The sequence below is a fragment of the Streptomyces sp. NPDC042638 genome (genome assembly GCF_040647235.1).
Classification (GTDB): Bacteria; Actinomycetota; Actinomycetes; order Streptomycetales; family Streptomycetaceae; genus Streptomyces; species Streptomyces rameus.
In genome coordinates this window covers 41645-60383 of the sequence record NZ_JBEZBT010000033.1, presented here as the reverse complement: position 1 = coordinate 60383, position 18739 = coordinate 41645, and the positions used below count along the sequence as shown (strand labels likewise).

Sequence of the window (18739 nt, the reverse complement as noted above, 5' to 3'; positions counted from 1 at the left end):
GCGTTCTACGGGTTCGCGGTGGGGCCCGACCGCGCTGCCCGGGTGGTCCGGAGCAGGACGAGTGCGGCGGCCTGGATACCGGCGACGGTGACGGTCAGGGCGGGGACGGACACGTCGTACAGGGCTCCCGTCAGCGCGCCGCCGCCCAGCGCGGCGACGCCCATGACCCCCGCGAAGACGCCGTAGGCGGTGGCCCGCCGCCCGGTCGGCACCAGGTCGGCGACCGTGGCGCGCAGAGTGGACTCCTGGACACCGACGGCGGCGCCCCACACCAGGGCGCCGGCCACGGCGATCCACAGTGTGCCGGTGAAGGCGAGGCCCGCGACGGCGGCGGACAGCAACGGCAGGACGACCAGGACCCGCGCGCCGACCCGGTCGTACAGCCAGCCGGTGGCCAGCGCCGCCAGCGCGTCCGCGGCCATGGCCGCCGCGTACAGCACCGGCACCGTCGCGGTGGGCAGCAGGTGGCGGGTCACCAGGTGGTAGGAGAGCACACCGAAGGTGGCGAAACCGACGAGGGTCGCGGCGGTGAAGGCCGCGTAGGCCCAGAAGGCTCGCGGCAGCTCCGGCTGCCGGGCCTCGACGGGGGACGGACGTCCGGGCGGCGGAGCGGCGGAGGTCGCCTCGTAGGCGATCGGGTCGGGGACCCGGGCACGCAACCACACCAGCAGGACGACGGCGGCCACACCGGGCACGGCGAGCACCCCGAGCGCCGGGGCGTAGTCGTCACCGGTCAGAGTGAGGACGCCGGCCACCGTGAGCGGACCGAGCACCGCGCCGACCTGGTCCATCGCCTCGTGCACGGCGAACCCACGCCCGCGGCCGGTGGCCGCGGTGGCGTGCGAGAGCAGCGTGTCCTTGGCCGGGGAGCGCACCGCCTTGCCGACCCGCTCGGCGACCACCAGGGCGCAGGCCACCCACAGGACGCCGGCCAGACCGAGCACCGGGACACTGACCGCGGTCAGGACGTACCCGGCGATCGTCCACAGCCAGAACCGGCGGCTTCGGTCGGCCAGCGGACCGGAGACCAGCCGCAGCCCGAGCGCGGCGGCTTCCCCCGCCCCCGTGACCACGCCGACCACCGCCGCCGAGGCGCCCAGGTGCGCGAGCAGCGGACCGGTGACGGAGCGGGCACCCTCGTAGACGAAGTCCATCAGCAGGCTGACGCCCCCGAACACCATCACGAACCGCCACGGCGACAGACGCCTGGCGGGTCCGCCGGACGATGCGGAGGTCCGGGGCGTGGTACGGGCGGGCGTCACATGTCCTCCCGGAAGCCGGCGTCCTCCTGCCGTGACCGGCCGACCGCCCGGTCATCGCCGACGCTCGGGACGGAGCGGCCGACCGCCCGGTCATCGCCGACGCTCGGGACGGAGCGGATCCGCGCCCGCATGTCACCGCCGTCGTCTTCCGGCGGGTGCGCTGCCGGGGGGAGGACATCAGGGGCATCCTTCGCGGGCGAGGTGCCGGCCGTCAAGCGGCGCCCGTCCGGGAACCACCCCGGCGGCGCCGCATCGCGTCCACGCGACGGCCCCGGCGCGCCGGCGCTCGGACCGGTGGCCGCGTGTCAGTCGGCTCCGCCACGGGCGGCGGCTACGCTCGCACGGGTGCCGGCCACGGCTCACAGCACCTTGCGACGGGCCAGGAGGACCAGCACGACGAGGCCCGGCACCAGCGGCAGCCAGGACGTCAGCAGACGGTAGCCGATCACCACCGAGGCAGCCGTACTCCCCGGGGCGCCGACCGCGACCAGCGCCAGGGCGAGCGCCGCGTCCAGCGAGCCGAGGCCGCCCGGACTGGGCAGCAGCACGGCGGCGCCGCTCGCCGCGAGGTAGGCCAGAGCGACCCCGGCGAGGGGCAACGGCAGTGCCAGGGCGTGGGCCACGGCATAGACGGTGAGTGCGTGCGCGGCGGCGAACGCGAACGAGCCGCCCCACAGCGCCGACGCCCGCCCGGGGTGTGCGTGCACCGCCCTGACTTCCGCACCCGCCACCCGCAGCAGCGCGCGGACACGCAGGCGAAGCGGCCGGACCAGCAGCGCTCCGGGGAGCAGCGCCAGGGCACACGTGGCCGCGGGCAGATGCGGAAGACGGAGGACACCGGGGCAGGCCACGGCCAGCCCGGCGATCAGCGCGACTCTCGACGCGGCGTTCGCGGCCGCCTTGAGGGCGAGGGCGGTCGCCGTGGCGGCGGGGGTCAGGCCGCACCGGCTCAGGAAGCGCCAGTTGACGGTGTTCGCCCCGAGTCCCGCGGGCAGGACGTGGTTGGCCGCGGAGGCCGCGAACTGCGCCGCCGTCAGCCGGGTCGCGGGCAGCGGCGCGGCGACCGCGCCCTGCTGGGCCAGGGCCGCACACGCCCACGTCGCGCACGCGGCCGTGACGGCCAGCGCCAGCCAGCCGCGGTCGGCGGCGGCCAGCTGGTCCGTGCCGGCGTCGAGCACCTGCCGGTTGCGGACGGCGAGCACGGCGCCGATGAGCAGCACCAGCAGGGAGACGGCCGTGTGCCAGCAGGTGCGCCGGCTCGTGAACGGGTGCGCCAGGGAGGGAGTGGTCATGAGCCGCGACGCTTGCCGGCGAAGGGGGCGACGCGGGCGTACACCCCGGCGTCAAGACGGACCGTGGTCCACGTCCGGGCGTAGGACGGAGGCTCGACGCCGTCGGCGGTCAGGACGGCGACCGGCATCCGTCGCGCGGTCCGGGCCAGGCCGGCGGCGGTGGTGTTCTCGTTGTGGCCGGCGGTGTTGGCGGAGGCGCAGCCGGCGTAGTAGGCGATCGGGACCGGGGGTGCCGTCGGGTCGTCGCCGGTGAGCAGGCAGGGCGGCGTCACGCCGTTGCGGTGGAGCCCGGCCGCGATGCGTGCCCAGCGCTGATGGCCTTCGGTCGTGCGGTCGACCAGGCGTACCAGCACGGTGGCCTGGATCGCCAGATGCCCGAGCAGGCCGAGGGTCACCGCGGTCACGGCGACCGGCCGCCAGGTCCCGCGCGGCCGGGTCAGCAGGAAGACGAGCGCGCCGGCGACCGGCAGGGAGAGCAGGGCGTAGGCGGGCAGGAGGAAGCGGGGAGCGGCGTAGCCGATGAGGAACAGGTAGGGGACCGCAGCGGTCGCCGCGCAGGCACAGGCCAGCACGGTGGCCGCGGCGCGCCGGGCCCGGAGCGCCACGACCAGCCCGAGCACCGCGAGAACGGGCAGCGCGAACCACCACAGGGTCTCGGCGACGCTCGGCATCGCCCCCGTGCACGGGCGGCACAGGGTGCGCCCGCCGAGGCTGCGCAGCTGGTCGCCCACAGCGTTGTTCCAGCCCAGGCCCCCCTGGATGCGGGAGCCTTCGGCCAGGCGCTGGGCCGGCCCGCCGAAGTCGACGTACGCCTCGATCACCCATTCGGCCGCGCCCGCCGCCAGGCCCCCGACGAGCGCGAGCAGCAGCGGCCCGTGCCGCCACCGCCGCACGGCGACCAGCGCCACCAGCAGCGGAAGGCAGACCCACACCGCGTCCGTCGGCCGCATCAACGCCATCAGCGCCGCGCCCGCCGCGAGCCCCCACACGGGGCCGGGCCGGCTCCGGTCGGCCTGGGCCTGCAGGAAGCAGCCCACCGCTCCGAGAGCGCCGAGTGCCACCCAGAGGTTGGGCATCGCCTGGGGGCCGTAGAACAGGGTCACCCACAGCGAGGCGAACAGTGCCCCGCCCAGCGCGACCACCCGCACGGGAAGGACTCCACGCCAGGCGCGCAACGCCAGGAACAGGCCGAGCCCGGACAGCACCGCCAGATACACGCGCAGCAGGGGTACGGACGACGACCACGAGGCGACCGGCGCCACCAGCAGGGAGACGCCACGGGCGCGCGGCGCGCTGAAGAACGCCGCGGGGGCGTGCTCGGCGACCTGGCTGACGTACACCGTCTCGTCCCAGCCGAGTCCCATGTCCGGACGGACCAGGACGATCTGGAACACGGTGAACGCGACGCCGACCGCGGCGAACCACGTCTCGGCGTTCCGGTGCCACGGTGTGGCACCGGGGGACGTCCGGAGACAGCGGGCGGGTGTGGTGCGTTCAGTGCCGGTCATCGAACCGCCCAATCTCCTACAAGACGTAGAACGTCCCTCAGCCTACAGGGCGTGGCGCCCGGTCCCGCTCGCCGGTGTGTCCGCCGTCCCGTCCCTTCGGGAGTCCTTCGCTGGTGGCGAAGTAGAAGACCGGGAGAACGACGAAGACGGCGATCGCCAGCAGCGGGGTGACGAGCACGCCCAGGACTCCGGCGGCGCCGTAGGCGAGGGCTCCGGCCCAGGAGCGCAGCCGCCCGTGCCGTACGTAGGCCGCCTCCACGTCCGCCTTCAGCACCTCGGGGCGTCGGGCGAGCTGATGGTAGAAGGCGACCCAGCTCAGACACATCGCCGCGGCCAGCCCGGCGTAGAGGGCGACGGCGACCCGTGCGTCGGAGCCCGCGGTGTCCGCCCGGAGTGCGTCCGCGACCACCGCGGTGGGGAACGAGAGCGCCGCCGTGGTGAACAGCAGCAGCAGGTTGGCGGCGTGCAGTCCGCGGTCCATGACCCGGATACGGACGAAGGCCTGGTGATGGTTGAGCCAGATCACCGAGACGTAGCCGAAGGAGGCGAGGTAGCCGAGGTAGGCCGGCCACTGGGCCAGCAGGGCGTGGCCGAGGCCGCCCGGCCGGTGCGGCGGGTCTGCCAGGCCGAGGGCCAGCAGCGTGACCGCGATCGCCAGCACGCCGTCGCTGAAGGCTTCGGCGCGGGAGGTGTCGGAGCGGGAGAATCCGTGGAGGGGGCTGCGGGGCACGCTGGCTCCTGAGGTGTCTGCTGGTGCCGGAGCGGGCGAGCGCCGCTGTCCGGCCGTCGGCGTCGCGGGTCGGGCCGGCGGGTCGTACGGATCCTGGGTGCCGGCGGGCGGGGCGGCTTGACCGTCCGTGCCCGGATCGTGGTCTGTCCGTGCCCTGGCCGTCCTCGGACCCCTCTCGCCGACGAAAAGGCGCGTCACCGCCGGAGGCGCTTGTGCTGCGGGAGGGGCCGAAGTACCGCATAGTGAACGAGGTGACCGGCGTCTGGGCGACGTCGTCCGGTGTGCCATCTCCCCGTCGGCATCGCCTTCCACGGCTGCTCCGGACAGAGCCGGCCCACGCGGGCCGCCGCACCGACGCTGCGCACAAAGGAGGCTGTATGTCGTTCCACGACCCCGCAGTGCCCGTCTGCCCCTTCGACTTCGCCGACGCGCTGGAGTTCGACCCCTCCTTGGCCGCACTGGCCGAGGACGGCCCGGTCAGCCGGATCCGGCTGCCCTACGGCGAGGCCGAGGCGTGGCTCGTGACCAGCTTCGCCGGGGTGCGTCAGGTGACGTGCGATCCGAAGTTCAGCCGGGCGGCGATCGTCGGGCGCGACTATCCGCGGATGACTCCCGAGCCCATCGTGTCACCGGAGTCCATCAACGTGACGGACCCGCCGCACGCCACCCGGCTGCGGCACGTCGCGGCCCAGGCGTTCACCCGGGACCGGGTGGCGGGTATGCGGCCGGCGGTGGACAGGGTGGTGGCCGGGCTGCTCACGGAGATGGCCGAGGCCGGGCCGCCCGCGGACCTGGTGACCCATCTGTCGGTGCCCCTCCCCCACCTGACGATCTGCGAGCTGCTCGCCGTCCCCGAGACCGACCGCGACCATCTGCGCACGCTCACCATGCGGCTCCTGGCCACCTCGCCGGACGCCCGGCAGGACGCGGCCGACGCCAAGGCCGACCTGCGGGCGTACTTCGCCAAGCTGGTCCCGGACCGCCGCGGCACACCGGGCGAGGACCTGCTCAGCACCATGGCCACGGCGCCGGTGCCGGAGGGCGAGGAGCCCCTGAGCGACGACGAGTTGGCGGTCCTCGCCGTGACGCTCATCCTCAGCGGCAACGACACGGCGACCTGCCAGATCAGCAACATCGCCTATCTGCTGCTGACCCGGCCCGAGGAGTGCGCCGCGCTCGCGCGCGACCTCGGCCGGCTCCCCGGCGCCCTGGAGGAGCTGCTGCGGTTCATCCCCTTCCGCAAGGGTGTGGGCATCCCGCGGATCGCGCTGGAGGACGCGGAGATCGAGGGCACCGCCATCAGGGCCGGCGACTACGTGCACGTGTCCTACCTGGCGGCCAACCGGGACCCGGACGTCTTCCCCGACCCGCACACGCTCGACCTCCGACGGCCGGTGCACCCGCACATGACGTTCGGCTGGGGCGGTCACCACTGCCTCGCCGCACCGCTCGCGCGGGCGGAGCTGGACAGCGCGGTCACCGGCCTGCTGACCCGCTTCCCCGGCCTGCGCCTCGCCGTCGGCCCCGAGGACGTCGAGTGGGACACCGGAACCATCCGCCGCTTCCCCGTGCGCCTGCCGGTCATCTGGTGACCGCGCGACGACCCGCCCGGCACGGGTGCCAGGTCTTACGGAGTCGTGACGTCAGAGCGCGCCCTTCCGGTCCGCCGCCGAGGCGGCCCTAGCGTGGGCGTATGCGTGTACTGGTCACCGGCGGTGCCGGGTTCATCGGCTCCCATGTCGTCGAGGCGCTGACGGCGCGCGGACACGAGGCGGTCGTGTTCGACGTGCGCGCGGACCCGGCCGCCGACGTTCGCGATCCGGCGGCCGTCGCGCGGGCCGTGGAGGGCGTGGACGCCGTCTGCCACCAGGCCGCCATGGTCGGGCTCGGCGTGGGGTTCGCGGACGCGGCGGAGTACGTGTCCCGCAACGACCTGGGCACCGCCGTCCTGCTCGCCGCGATGGCCGAGGCGGGCGTACGGCACCTCGTGCTGGCCGGGTCGATGGTCGTGTACGGCGAGGGCCGGTACGCCTGTCCGCGCGACGGGGTCGTACGGCCGGGGCCGCGCGCGGTCGCCGATCTGGAGGCGGGGCGGTTCGAGCCGCGGTGCCCGGTGTGCGGCGCCGAGCTGACACCCGGGCTGGTCGGGGAGGACGCGCCGGCCGATCCGCGCAACGTGTACGCCACGACCAAGCTCGCGCAGGAGCACCTGGCCGCCGCCTGGGCCCGCTCGACGGGCGGGTCGGCCGTCTCACTGCGCTACCACAACGTGTACGGCCCCCGGATGCCCCGCGACACGCCCTACGCCGGCGTCGCCTCCTTCTTCCGGTCCGCACTGGTCCGGGGCGAGGCGCCCCGCGTCTTCGAGGACGGGCGGCAGCGCCGGGACTTCGTGCATGTGCGGGACGTGGCCGCGGCCAACGTCGTGGCGCTTCAGGCGCCGTCCGCACCGGGCGCGCTCACCGCGTACAACACCGGCAGCGGCGAGCCGCACACGGTCGGGGAGATGGCCCGCGCGCTGGCCGACGCCCACGGCGGCCCCGCGCCCGTCGTCACCGCGGAGTACCGGCTGGGGGACGTACGGCACATCACCGCCGACTCCTCTCGGCTGCGGGCGGAGCTGGGCTGGAAGCCGGAGGTCCGGTTCGCGGAGGGCATGCGGGAGTTCGCGGCCTGCCGCTGACCGGCCCCAGGGTCTTCCGTTCGGATCGGGCCGGATCACCGATCCACCCGAGAGGCTCCAGCTCCGACTCAGGTCACTAAGGGGCCGCGGGCAGCGTGACCTCGAAGCGGCAGCCGCCGGGGATGTTGCGTACGCTCGCCCGGCCCTGGTGGGCCTCGACGATCCCCCGCACGATGGCGAGGCCCAGGCCCGCGCCGGCCGGAGGGGTGCGGGCGTCGGTGCCGCGCCAGCCGGTGTCGAAGACGCGCGGCAGGTCCTCCTCGGGGATGCCGCCGCAGCCGTCCGTCACGGAGAGGACGACACCGTCGGGCGAGCACTCGGCGGCGACGGCGACCGTGCCGTCCGCGGGTGTCCGGCGGATCGCGTTGACCAGCAGGTTTCCCAGGACACGGCTCATCTCCCTGGCGTCGACCTCGACCGGTACCGGCGCCACCCCGTCGCCGACCAGCCGTACGCCGTGTGCGTGGGCGAGCGGGCCGGCGCCGGCGAGGGCGTCGCCGACCAGGTCGTACAGGGAGATCCGGGACGGTGTCAGGGGGAGCGTGCCGGCGTGGATGCGGGAGAGTTCGAAGAGGTCGCCGACCATGCCGTTGAGGCGCTCCACCTCGGTACGCATCTGTTTCAGGTAGCGGGCGGGGTCGTCGGCGACGCCGTCCTCCAGGGCTTCCGACATCGCGCGCAGACCGGCGAGCGGGGTGCGCAGGTCGTGGGAGATCCAGGCGACGAGTTCCCGGCGTGAGGTCTCCAGCATGCGTTCCCGCTCCCGGGACTCGGCGAGCCGGGCGCTGGTGGCGGCCAGTTCGCGGCTCACCGCGGCCAGTTCGGCGGTGGCCGGGGTCGCGGGCGCGTTGAAGTCGCCGCCCTCGCCGAACGAGCGTGCCGCGATGGCGAGTTCGCGGCTGCGCGCAACGACCCAGCGGCCCAGTATCAGCGCCGTCACCAGGGAGACCACGGCCGCCATCGCGACGACGGTCGTCACCACCGTCAGGTCGTGCGGGGACAGGAACATCGCCCAGGCGACCGCCAGCGTGCCCGCGAGCACACCGCAGACACCGACGGCCGCGACCACGGCGAGGGACACGGTGAGCGAGCGGCGCCGCAAGCGCCGCAGCGCGGCGGCTCCCGCCAGGCCCGTGACGGCGGCCCCGGCGAAGGCGTACAGGGCGATGAGCAGGACGTCGCGCATGTCAGTCCGTCTCCTCGAGGCCGCTCGGGTCGAAGCGGTAGCCGACGCCCCACACGGTCTGGATCAGGCGCGGCCGGGCGGGGTCGTCCTCCACCTTGCCGCGCAGCCGGCGGACGTGGACCGTGACGGTGGACAGGTCGCCGAAGTCCCAGCCCCACACCTCGCGCATCAGGTCCTCCCGGCCGTACGCCCGCCCCGGGTGCCGCAGGAAGAAGGCGAGGAGGTCGAACTCCCGGAGTGTGAGGGCGAGTTCGACGCCGTTCCGGGTGGCGCGGCGGGCGGCGGGGTCGACGGTGAGCCCGGCCGCGGCCAGCCGGCGGGTGTCCACGGCCGGCAGCGTGCGGCGGAGCACCGACCGCACCCGCAGGATCAGTTCGCGGGGACTGAACGGCTTGGTCACGTAGTCGTCGGCACCGACCTCCAGCCCCAGGATGCGGTCGTCCTCGTCGCCGCGGGCGGTGAGCATGACCACGGGCACAGGCGCCCTGGCACGCAGCCGCCGGCAGACCTCCAGGCCGTCCATGCCGGGCAGCATCAGGTCGAGCACCACCAGGTCCGGCCAGTGGGCGGCGGCACGGGTGAGGGCGGTGGGGCCGTCGTCGGCCCGGTCCACGACATAGCCTGCGCGCCCGAGGTACCCGGCGACGACCTCGGCGACGGTGGCGTCGTCGTCGACGACCAGGACCCGCGCGGCCCCGGGGGCCGGCGGCACGCCGGGTGCCGCGGCGTCGGGGCCGGTTCCGTCCATGGCTCTGCCCGGCGTGGGCACGTGCGGCTGCTGCATGGTCCCAGCCTCGCACCGGGCCGCCGCGGATGTCGCACCCCTGACCGGGCCCCGGCCCCGACGTCCGCGTTTCGTAAGGAGCGGAAGCCCGATATGCCCGCTTGTCGTTCGTAGGGTGAACGCCGTGATCCCCTCGACACCCCCCTCACCGGCGAGCGTGGATGTGGTGCTGCCCTGCCTGGACGAGGCCGAGGCCCTGCCCTGGGTACTCGCCCGGATCCCGGCGGGCTGGCGTGCCCTCGTGGTCGACAACGGCTCCACCGACGGCTCGGCCGGCATCGCCCGCGCCCTCGGCGCGACGGTCGTCCACGAGCCGCAGCGCGGTTTCGGTGCCGCCTGCCACGCCGGGCTGACCGCCGCCACCGCCGACGTCGTCTGCTTCTGCGACTGCGACGCCTCGCTCGACCCCGCGCTCCTCGTCCCCTTCGTACGGGAAGTGCTCGACGGCGACGCCGACCTGGTGCTGGGACGGCGGCGGGCCCGGGCCCGCGGGGCGTGGCCCGCGCACGCCCGGGCCGGCAACCTCGCACTCGCGCGGCTGCTGCGCCGCCGTACCGGCTTGCGCCTGCACGACCTCGGCCCGCTGCGCGCCGCCCGCCGGGAGCCGCTGCTCGCGCTCGGTCTCAGTGACCGGCGCAGCGGCTACCCGCTCCAGATGGTGGTGCGCGCGGCCGACGCCGGCTGGCGGATCGCCGAGCACGACGTGCCCTATCTGCCGCGTACCGGCACCTCCAAGGTGACGGGCACCTGGCGTGGCACCTGGCAGGCGGTGCGGGACATGAGCCGTGTCCTGGCCGAACCCCCGGCCGACGGGAGGGCCGTACGGTGACCACGCTGCTCGTCATCGCCAAGGAACCGCTGCCGGGGCGGGTCAAGACGCGCCTCACCCCGCCGTTCACCCCCGCCGAGGCGGCCGCGCTCGCCGAGGCGGCGCTCGCCGACACCCTGCACGCCGTGTCGGCCGCCCCCGCCACCCGGCGTGTCCTGGTGCTCGACGGAACACCCGGACCCTGGCTGCCGCCCGGCTTCGAGGTCGTACCGCAGTGCGCGGGCGGGCTCGACCTGCGGCTGGCCGACGCGTTCGCGCGGTGCGACGGGCCCGCCCTGCTCATCGGCATGGACACCCCGCAGGTGACCCCGGAGCTGCTGACGGTGGACTTCACCGGGTACGACGCCTGCTTCGGGCCGGCGGAGGACGGCGGCTTCTGGGCGCTGGGGCTGGCCCGGCCCGACCCGGCCCTGCTGCGGGGTGTGCCCATGTCCACCCCGCGGACGGGTGCCGTCCAGCGGCGGCGGCTGGTGGCCGCGGGGCTGCGGGTGCGCGACCTGCCGCGGCTGCGGGACGTGGACACCGCGGCCGACGCGGCGGCGGTCGCCGCCCTGGCACCGCGCGGCCGGTTCGCCGCCCGGCTGGCCAGGGCGGTCGCGCACAGCGGGAACGGGACCCGGCGATGAGCACATCGCCGGCCGTCGCCTGGGCCGCGGCCGACCCGTACGCCGCCGCCCTGCGCACCGGGCGCGGCCCGCTGTTCCTGCGCCGGAGCGACGGATGGCTGCTGCCGCTGGAGGTCGAGCGGTGGTGCGCGCGGGCGGACCCGGTCGACCGGGCGGTGCTGGACCGGTGCGAGGGCGCCGTGCTCGACGTCGGCTGCGGACCGGGCCGGCTGGTGGCGGAACTCGCCGCCCGGGGCCGTCCCGTCCTCGGGATCGACGTCAGCGAGGCGGCCGTCGACCACACCGGGCGGCTCGGCGGCCCGGCCCTGCGGCGCTCGGTGTTCGAGCCGCTGCCCGGCGAGGGACGGTGGGGCACCGTCCTGCTCATGGACGGCAACGTGGGGATCGGCGGCGACCCGGCCGCCCTGCTGGACCGGGTGGCCCGGCTCCTGTGCCCGGGCGGCCTGCTGATCGCCGAGACGGCCGGGGTGGACGTCGACGAGCGGTCCGAGGTGCAGGTCGTCGACAGCGCCGACGGCCGGACGGGCGGCGGCGCCTTCCCGTGGGCGCGGGTGGGCACCCCGGCGCTGCTGCGGTACGCCCGGGGCTGGGACCGGGCCGGTCGGTGGACGGCCGGCGGGCGCCGGTTCGTGGCCCTGCGCAGCCGCGGCGCCGGCAGCGGCACCGGCACCGGCAGCGAGCCGCCGAACCGCACCGCGGTGATCAGCGGCCAGCGGAGGAGGAAGCCGCCGGCCACCGGGCCGGTGGCCTGACCGGCAGCGCCGGTCCGCCGGGCCGCGGTCCGGGAACCGGCCGCCCCACGGCGGTCGCTCCCGGGCGCGCCCGGGAGAGGGGGCGACCCATGACGAAAGTCTGACGTGGGGCCGCTGATCCGTTCTTTCGCCCGGTCGCCGACCTAGCGTTCCGGTGTGATCCCCCGTAGTCGATATGCCGATCTCAGTGCCGCCTCGGCGGCCGTCCTCCTCGTCCTCGCCGCCGTGCTCGTCGGCCGGCACCTCCAGGACACCTACCGCACCCTGTTCGTCCACTGGGCACCGGTGCTGGCCGAGTGGGAGCCGCACCTGGGCCCGGGCACACCGGCCGCCGTGCTGGTGGCGGTCGCCGTGGTGGCCTACGGGCCGTCCGCCGCCGCACGGCTGCCGTGGCGGCGCCTGCTGCTCGCCGCCTGGGCGACGGCGCTGGCCTGGACGTGGTCCCTCGCGCTGGTCGACGGCTGGCAGCGGGGCGTGGCCGGCCGGCTCACCAACCGCAACGAGTACCTCACCGTCGTCGGCCGCTTCCACGACATCCCGGGCACCCTGCGCGACTTCACCCACCACATCGTGATCGGCACCCCCGACCCCTGGCCCGCGCATGTCGCCGGACACCCGCCGGCGGCCACCGTCACGTTCGTGCTCCTGGACCGGATCGGTCTGCGCGGCGGCGGCTGGGCCGGTGCCTGGTGCATCACCGTGGGGGCGACCGCCTGCGTGGCGGTGCTGGTGGCCGTGCGGGCGCTGGCCGACGAGGGTCTGGCCCGGCGGGCGGCGCCGTTCCTGGTGGCGGCCCCGGCCGCCGTGTGGGTCGGGGCCTCGGCCGACGGGTACTTCGCGGCGGTCGCCGCCTGGTCCATGGCGCTGCTGGCCCTCGCGGTCACCGCGCGGTCGGTGGCCTGGGCCGCGGGCGGCGGGCTGCTGTTCGGCCTGACCTGCTACCTCTCGTACGGCCTGACGCTCTTCGCGCTGATCGGGGCGACGGTGCTGGTGCTCGGACGGCGCCGGGTCCGCGAACGACCGGTGCTGCCCGTCCTGTTCCTGGCCGGGGCGGCGGTCGTCCCGGTGGCGTTCACGCTCGCCGGGTTCGACTGGTGGGAGGGGTACCGGCTGCTGGTCACCCGCTACTACCAGGGCGTCGGCGGCATCCGTCCCTACGGCTACTGGGTGTGGGCCAACCTGGCCTGCACGGTGCTGATCACCGGCCTGGCCACGGCGGCGGGGCTGCGGCGGGCGGGCGCGGTCCTCGCCCGCCGCAGCGCGGCTCCCCCGGCCGATGCCCGGCTCGCCCTGCTCGTGGCGGCGGCGCTGCTCGCCCTGCTGGCCGCGGACCTGTCCGGGATGAGCAAGGCGGAGACGGAGCGCATCTGGCTGCCGTTCGCGATGTGGCTGCTCCCGGCCTGCGCTTTCCTGCCACGACCGCGAGCCTGGCTCGCCGCACAGGTGACGCTGGCGCTGCTGCTGAACCACCTTCTGCTCACCGGGTGGTGAGCGGCGCCGCCGTTCACGGGGGCCGAGCCGCGTCGACGGCCCGGGTCGGCCCGCGTCGCGCTGCGCGGCCCCGCGTCACCCCGCGCGGCCCGACCGGTGGTCGCTTTTCGAGACCTGGCCGGCCGGGCCGCCGCGTGCCGTTGCCGATCAGCCCTCGCGGCCGGCCGCCCGTGAGCGGAAGCGGCGGTACAGCACCGTTCCGCCCATCAGCGATGCCAGGCTCCCCGCGGCCGCCGCCCAGGCGTCGTCCGGGCCGGTGTGGGCGAGCGTGCCGACCGGGCGGTGCCGGACGACGACGGGGGACGGCTCCGGCGCGGGCCGGGTCGCGGGCGGCCGGTGGCGCACAGGAGGCGTGACCCGTGTCGGCGGTGGCGACACGGGCGTCGACTTCACCGGGGGCGTGGCCGGCTCGGCGGGGTGGTCGTCCGTGTTGACGGACTCGTTGCCGAGGACGGGGTTGCCCACGCCCACCACGTTCACACTGTTGCCGCTGACGTTCACGGGCAGTTGGACCGGCAGCTGGATCGCGTTGCCGGAGACCACGCCCGGCGAGTTCTGTGCGCTGCCCTGCGCCGTGGCCCCGCCCTCCGTCGTGGCCCCGCCGTGCGTCGTGGCGCCGCCCGGCTCCTTGGACGCTTCCTTCCCGGCGGCGCCGTCGCTCACGTTGGCGCACCGGTTGCCCGCCGCCGGGTTGAGCAGCCCGACCACGTTCACGGTGTTCCCGCACACGCTCACCGGGACGTGCACCGGCAACTGGATGCCGTTGCCGGAGATCAGCCCGGGCGAGCCTCCTGCGGAACCGTTCGCGGTGGAGTCGGCGTGCACCGGACCCACGACTGCCATCGCACCGGATGCGGCGGCGATGGCGAACACACTGTTTCGGGTAGCCCGTTTCATGGGGTTCCCTGCCCTTCCAGACACGGTCGCGGGCACTCACCCGCTCCCCGTGAAACGCATGTGAAACCAAACAAGTTATGGCTTTTCAGCCTTTTGCCCGGCAAGAGGGGTACTTTCGCCCGCCGGGCGGCCCATGCCGGCCCGCACAGATGGCCGAGTGCACCGCAGCGGCGGAACCGGGGAACTGGTACCTCTCGGTAGGGCAGCACTGCCGGAACCGATCGATCCGGAAACTACCGAGACGAGGAGCGATGGCAACCACCGTACGAGGCAGCAGGGCCGACACCGCACCCGCCAGTCTGCAACTGCCCGGGATCCTCCTGGGCGTCGGACTCGGCGGATTCGTCGACGGCATCCTGCTGCACCAGCTCCTGCAGTGGCACCACATGCTCACCAGCACCGACCACGACCACATCGGGGTGAAGTACTACGACCCGCACACCGTCTCCGGGCTGCGGATGAACACCGTGTGGGACGGCGTCTTCCACACCGTCTGCTGGCTGGCCGTCCTCACCGGGCTCGCCGTTCTGTACGCCCGGGTGACCACGGACCGGCGGCGGGTGTGGGCCTCACGGGTACTGTGGGGATGGATCCTCGCCGGCTGGGGCCTGTTCAACCTCGTGGAGGGAGTGCTGGACCATCACATCCTGGGCATCCACCACGTCCACGGCGGCCCGTACCAGGTCTGGTGGGACATCGGCTTCCTCGTCCTCGGCGCGCTGCTGACGGCCGGCGGCGGGCTTCTGCAGCGCGGCGGACGCTCGTTCGACCCGGCGGCGCCCGGGGCCGGCCGAGACGGGCACGACGTCTGATGGATCATCACATGTCCCCCCTCCCCCGCCAGGAGAGCGGCGGTGCGGCGGGGGTCGTGCTGCCGGCCCTGGTGCTGCTGGTGTGCGCGGGCGGATACCTGCTGCTGGCGCGCGAGGCCCGCCGCCGGAATCCGGTGCGGGCCTGGCAGCCCTCCCGGACCGTCGCTTTCTGCGCGGGCGTCGCCCTGCTGGCGGCGGCACTGCTGCCCCCGGTCGCGCCCTTCGCCCACCGCGACTTCCGCGGTCACATGGTCCAGCACATGCTCATCGGGATGTACGCCCCGCTCGCCCTCGTGCTCGGCGCCCCGGTCACCCTGCTGCTGCGCACCCTTCCCGCCACCGGCGCCCGCCGGCTCACCGCCGTGCTGCACAGCGGCCCGGCCCGGCTCCTCGCGCACCCGGCCGTCGCCCTGCTGCTGTCCGCGGGCAGCCTGCCGCTTCTGTATTTCACCCCGATCTACGAGGCCTCCATGGGCCATCCGGCCGGGCACTGGCTGCTGCACGCGCACTTCCTGCTCTCGGGGTGCCTGTTCGCGCACTCCGTCGCCGGACCCGACCCCGCCCCGGGCCGTCCCGGCGTGCGGGCCAGGCTGGTCTGTCTCGGGTGTGCCATCGCGGTGCACGCGGTCACCGCGCAGCTGATGTACGGCGGATTCTGGGTGGACATCCACGCTCCCGTCGCCCAGGTGCAGGGCGGCGCGGAGATCATGTACTACGGCGGCGACATCGCCGAACTCCTCCTGGCGGCGGCGCTCGTCGCCACCTGGCGCCCCGCACGCCGGGCGATGCCGGCGGCCGCGGCCCAGCCGGTCCGGTGACCACCGCGAACGGCGGCCACGGGGGCGGTAGTGGAATATTCAACAACTGGGTTCCGTTGTGGCGGTCGAAGGGGGTCAGGAGTGGAGACGCAAGTGGAGACCACGTACTACGACCAGGGCACGGCCGCCGATCGCTGGGAGCGCGCGCAGCTGTTCTTCGACGCGAAGGACTACGCGGGTGCGGCACGGGTGCTGGCCCGGCTGGTCGAGGAGGTGCCGGAGCAGACCGGACCCCGGCTGCTGCTGGCCCGCGCCTACTACCACTCGGCCCAGCTGCGCCGCGCCGAAGCCGAGCTGCGGACCGTCGTGGAGCGGGACCCGGTGGAGCACTACGCCCGGCTCATGCTGGGCCGCACGCTCCAACGGCAGGCCCGGCACGAGGAGGCGGAGCAGCACCTGCGGATCGCCTCGGCGCTCGCGGGTGACTTCCCCCAGGAGTGAGCCGTACGCCCCGGGCCCGGTACCCCGTCGCGGGAGCCGGGCCCGCGGCACGTCTCCGCCCCGGGGCGGCACCGCCCGCGGGACCGTCGGGCCGTGCACCCCGCAGGCTCGGCAGCCGTACCGCTCGCGTCCCGCGTCCCTGCGGGTCACAGCGGGGTCGCCGCGTACAGGACCAGGAACAGGGCGACCGCCGAGTTCGCCGACGACATCGCGGACACCAGGGCCCCGGCGGCGGCGCCCCAGACGGCCAGGCCGACCGAGGTGAACGCCGGCGGCCGGCTGCGGGCCGCCGGTGCGGGGGCCGGCAGCGCGGCCACCCGGCGCGGCACGGGACCGTTCGCGGCCGGCGCTGCCAGGGTCGGCACCGGGCTGCCCGGGGACAGCAGGGCCGCCTTGCCGATGGCGCGGGCGACCGTACGCCGGTCGCCCACCGCGCGCGCCGCCTCCTCGTCCGCCCAGCGCTCGGCCGTGTAGAAGACGGCGGTGCGCAGCGGGCGCAGGAACGGGTTGGCACGGGCGGCCAGCTGCGCGGCGAGCAGGTGGCGGTGGTGCCGGGCGGTCAGGTGGGCCCGCTCGTGGGCGAACAGGGCGCGCCGCTCGGCGGGGGCGAGACCGGCCAGCAGCGCCGTGGTGACGACGATCCGGCCCCGGCGACCGGGGAGCGCGTACGCGTACGGCGTGCTGTCGGGCAGGACCGCCACCGTGGGCCCCGGCACCCCGGCCAGGGCCCGGCGGGCGCCGCGGGTGACCCTGCGGTGCCGCCACAGGGTGCGGGCACAGGCGACGGTGACCACGGCGAGGGCGGGGACGGCGGCCCGGCCGGCCACCTCGTCGTACGGGAGAGCGGCCCGCACCTGCGGGTCGGACCAGCCGTCGGGGAGCGGATCGCCGGGCAGTTGCGCGGTACCGGCCACCATGAGCAGGGTCAGGCACAGCGTGCTGCACCCGGCCATGACGACGGCGACCGCGGTCAGCAGCCGGGTGGCGGTGCGCGGGTGCAGCCGTGTCTCGGCGAGCCGGGCGACCGGCCACGCGGACAGGGGCAGCACCAGGGGCAGGAAGACGAAGACGCCCGCGTGCGGTCAGTCCTCCGTACCGCCGGTGTCCGTGCCCGGGATGTCGAGCAGGGCCCGCAGGACCCGCTCGTCACCGGGCGGCAGGGCGGTGACGAAGCTGGCCAGGACCGCCTCACGGTCCCGTTCGCCGTCCAGCAGGCGGCGCATGCGCAGGGCGGCCAGCCGGGCCACGTCGGCCGTCGGCGTCCACAGGAAGGACCGGCCGTGCCGCTCACGGGAGACGACGTCCTTGGCGAGCAGCCTGGTCAGGATGGTGACGACGGTGGTGTAGGCGAGGTCGCCGCCGAGGCGTTCCTGCACCCAGCCCGCGGTGACCGGCCCGTCCGCCTCGCGCAGCGCGCCGAGCACCTGGCCCTCCAGCTCGCCCTGGCCGCGCCGCCGGGCCCGGCCGTCTTCCCGCGCCATCGCCCCGTCCCCTTCTCCCGCGGCTCGCCTCAGACCCGCCCCTTCGGCGTGTCGTCCCACGCTACTTCACCCCTCCGACACCCCTCGGCCACGGCGCCCGCGCCCGTGCGCCGGCCGGCTGAGCACCCTCCCGCGGGCACATAAGCCGGCCGGCTGGATGCCTGGCGGCGGCACAGACCGGCCGACCACGGCGACGACCGCCAGGGCCGGGAGGGCCGCGACGGCCGCGACGGCCGCCAGGGCCGACGGCGGGAGGAAGGCGGCGCCTCCCGCCCGGGCACCCCGTGGGAGGGGCCGGGCGGGAGCGCCGGCCGGAGAGCGGGGTGCGGGCGAGCGCGGGCGGCAGCGGGGCGGACCGAACGGGACGCCGGTGTGCGGGGCGACGCCCACCGAGGGAGGTCGGCGGGCACCGGGGGCCGGCGGACGTGGGCCACGTGGCCAGTGGGCGGGGCGAGTGTCACAGGGGCGGCGGGCGGGCGTGGCATGCTGACGCGATGGCACCTCCCCGTGATGACGCACCGCTCACCGAGCGGGTCGAGGAACTCCTCGCCGCCGGCGGCCCCTTGCCCATCGTCGCGGCCGGCCGGCCCGTGCTGCGGCGCGGCACCGAGCCGTACGACGGTCAGCTCGGTCCCGCGCTGCTGGCCCGGTTCGTCGAGGCGCTGCGCGCCACCATGCACGCGGCCCCCGGCGTGGGGCTGGCCGCGCCGCAGGTCGGCGTGCCGCTCAGGATCGCGGTCATCGAGGATCCGGCGCCGGTACCGGAGGAGATCGCGGTGGCCCGGGGCCGGGTGCCGCAGCCGTTCCGGGTGCTGGTGAACCCGCGGTACGAGCCGGTCGGCACGGTCCGGGCCGCGTTCTTCGAGGGCTGCCTGAGCGTGCCGGGCTGGCAGGCGGTGGTGGCCAGGCACGCCGAGGTGCGGCTGCGCGGCGAGGACGAGCACGGCCGCGCGCTGGACGAGGAGTTCGCGGGCTGGCCCGCCCGGATCGTGCAGCACGAGACGGACCACCTCGACGGCACGCTGTACCTGGACTTGGCGGAGCCGCGGTCCCTGTCGACCAACGAGGCGGTCGCGGCCCTGTGGGGCCGGCCGACACCCGAGGCGGCGGCCGAGGCCCTCGGCTTCGAACTACCCTAGAGCGCCGT

At 75.5% G+C, this 18739-nt stretch carries 19 protein-coding genes; 10 read left to right on the top strand and 9 right to left on the bottom strand.

Annotated features, from left to right (window positions below; genetic code table 11):
• Positions 1-5: 5 nt before the first annotated feature.
• From AB0B40_RS24625 to AB0B40_RS24610, 4 genes are all read right to left on the bottom strand, one after another.
• Positions 6-1262: an MFS transporter gene (locus tag AB0B40_RS24625; protein ID WP_345049816.1), complete on the bottom strand. Its 1257-nt coding sequence runs from the start codon at positions 1260-1262 to the stop codon at positions 6-8.
• Between the two features lie 359 nt (positions 1263-1621).
• Positions 1622-2554 (bottom strand): lysylphosphatidylglycerol synthase domain-containing protein, encoded by a 933-nt coding sequence (locus tag AB0B40_RS24620; protein WP_362265591.1) that lies wholly within the window; start codon positions 2552-2554, stop codon positions 1622-1624.
• Complete coding sequence (locus tag AB0B40_RS24615; RefSeq protein WP_362265617.1) at positions 2551-3918, bottom strand: hypothetical protein; 1368 nt, start codon at positions 3916-3918, stop codon at positions 2551-2553. The genes AB0B40_RS24620 and AB0B40_RS24615 overlap by 4 nt, the downstream gene beginning before the upstream one ends.
• Before the next feature lie 181 nt (positions 3919-4099).
• Complete coding sequence (locus AB0B40_RS24610; protein ID WP_362265589.1) at positions 4100-4792, bottom strand: TMEM175 family protein; 693 nt, start codon at positions 4790-4792, stop codon at positions 4100-4102.
• Positions 4793-5169: 377 nt separating this feature from the next.
• Between AB0B40_RS24610 and AB0B40_RS24605 the strand changes: the two genes are divergently transcribed.
• Together AB0B40_RS24605 and AB0B40_RS24600 are read left to right on the top strand one after the other, a co-directional pair.
• Positions 5170-6384: a cytochrome P450 gene (locus tag AB0B40_RS24605; protein WP_345049805.1), complete on the top strand. Its 1215-nt coding sequence runs from the start codon at positions 5170-5172 to the stop codon at positions 6382-6384.
• A gap of 101 nt (positions 6385-6485) precedes the next feature.
• Complete coding sequence (locus AB0B40_RS24600) at positions 6486-7475, top strand: NAD-dependent epimerase/dehydratase family protein (RefSeq protein ID WP_362265587.1); 990 nt, start codon at positions 6486-6488, stop codon at positions 7473-7475.
• 76 nt (positions 7476-7551) lie between these two features.
• Here the strand turns inward: AB0B40_RS24600 and AB0B40_RS24595 are convergent, their stop codons facing one another.
• Positions 7552-8661, bottom strand: a complete 1110-nt coding sequence (locus tag AB0B40_RS24595) for a HAMP domain-containing sensor histidine kinase (RefSeq protein WP_345049801.1) — start codon at positions 8659-8661, stop codon at positions 7552-7554.
• Position 8662: 1 nt separating this feature from the next.
• Positions 8663-9409 (bottom strand): response regulator transcription factor, encoded by a 747-nt coding sequence (locus AB0B40_RS24590; RefSeq protein ID WP_345049934.1) that lies wholly within the window; start codon positions 9407-9409, stop codon positions 8663-8665.
• Positions 9410-9560: 151 nt separating this feature from the next.
• Between AB0B40_RS24590 and AB0B40_RS24585 the strand changes: the two genes are divergently transcribed.
• The 4 genes from AB0B40_RS24585 (at position 9561) to AB0B40_RS24570 (ending at position 13143) form a co-directional block, all read left to right on the top strand.
• Positions 9561-10274 carry a glycosyltransferase family 2 protein gene (locus tag AB0B40_RS24585; RefSeq protein WP_345049799.1) on the top strand — a complete coding sequence of 238 codons (714 nt, stop codon included), beginning with the start codon at positions 9561-9563 and terminating at the stop codon, positions 10272-10274.
• A complete protein-coding gene (locus tag AB0B40_RS24580; RefSeq protein ID WP_362265585.1) occupies positions 10271-10900 on the top strand; it encodes a DUF2064 domain-containing protein in 630 nt (209 codons plus the stop codon). Before AB0B40_RS24585 ends, AB0B40_RS24580 begins: the two co-directional genes overlap by 4 nt.
• Positions 10897-11652 (top strand): methyltransferase domain-containing protein, encoded by a 756-nt coding sequence (locus tag AB0B40_RS24575; RefSeq protein WP_362265583.1) that lies wholly within the window; start codon positions 10897-10899, stop codon positions 11650-11652. The genes AB0B40_RS24580 and AB0B40_RS24575 overlap by 4 nt, the downstream gene beginning before the upstream one ends.
• Positions 11653-11811: 159 nt before the next feature.
• Positions 11812-13143, top strand: a complete 1332-nt coding sequence (locus AB0B40_RS24570; protein WP_362265615.1) for a hypothetical protein — start codon at positions 11812-11814, stop codon at positions 13141-13143.
• A 147-nt stretch (positions 13144-13290) separates the two neighbouring features.
• Here AB0B40_RS24570 and AB0B40_RS24565 read toward each other — a convergent pair whose 3' ends face one another.
• Complete coding sequence (locus AB0B40_RS24565) at positions 13291-13986, bottom strand: chaplin (RefSeq protein WP_362265581.1); 696 nt, start codon at positions 13984-13986, stop codon at positions 13291-13293.
• 305 nt (positions 13987-14291) lie between these two features.
• Between AB0B40_RS24565 and AB0B40_RS24560 the strand changes: the two genes are divergently transcribed.
• The 3 genes from AB0B40_RS24560 to AB0B40_RS24550 all read left to right on the top strand — a co-directional run bounded on the left by AB0B40_RS24560 (position 14292) and on the right by AB0B40_RS24550 (position 16111).
• On the top strand, positions 14292-14852 hold the full coding sequence (locus AB0B40_RS24560) for a DUF2243 domain-containing protein (RefSeq protein WP_362265580.1): 561 nt from the start codon (positions 14292-14294) through the stop codon (positions 14850-14852).
• 11 nt (positions 14853-14863) lie between these two features.
• A complete protein-coding gene (locus AB0B40_RS24555) occupies positions 14864-15670 on the top strand; it encodes a cytochrome c oxidase assembly protein (protein WP_362265578.1) in 807 nt (268 codons plus the stop codon).
• A 93-nt stretch (positions 15671-15763) separates the two neighbouring features.
• Positions 15764-16111, top strand: coding sequence for a tetratricopeptide repeat protein (locus AB0B40_RS24550; protein ID WP_362265613.1), 348 nt, complete (start codon positions 15764-15766; stop codon positions 16109-16111).
• 146 nt (positions 16112-16257) lie between these two features.
• On the opposite strand, the gene AB0B40_RS24545 is transcribed toward AB0B40_RS24550, so the two are convergent.
• A complete protein-coding gene (locus AB0B40_RS24545; protein WP_362265576.1) occupies positions 16258-17160 on the bottom strand; it encodes a M56 family metallopeptidase in 903 nt (300 codons plus the stop codon).
• Between the two features lie 33 nt (positions 17161-17193).
• A complete protein-coding gene (locus AB0B40_RS24540) occupies positions 17194-17592 on the bottom strand; it encodes a BlaI/MecI/CopY family transcriptional regulator (RefSeq protein ID WP_362265574.1) in 399 nt (132 codons plus the stop codon).
• Positions 17593-18086: 494 nt separating this feature from the next.
• Here AB0B40_RS24540 and AB0B40_RS24535 point away from each other — a divergent pair, with 494 nt between their 5' ends.
• A complete protein-coding gene (locus AB0B40_RS24535) occupies positions 18087-18731 on the top strand; it encodes a peptide deformylase (RefSeq protein ID WP_345049775.1) in 645 nt (214 codons plus the stop codon).
• The last annotated feature ends 8 nt before the right edge of the window (positions 18732-18739 follow it).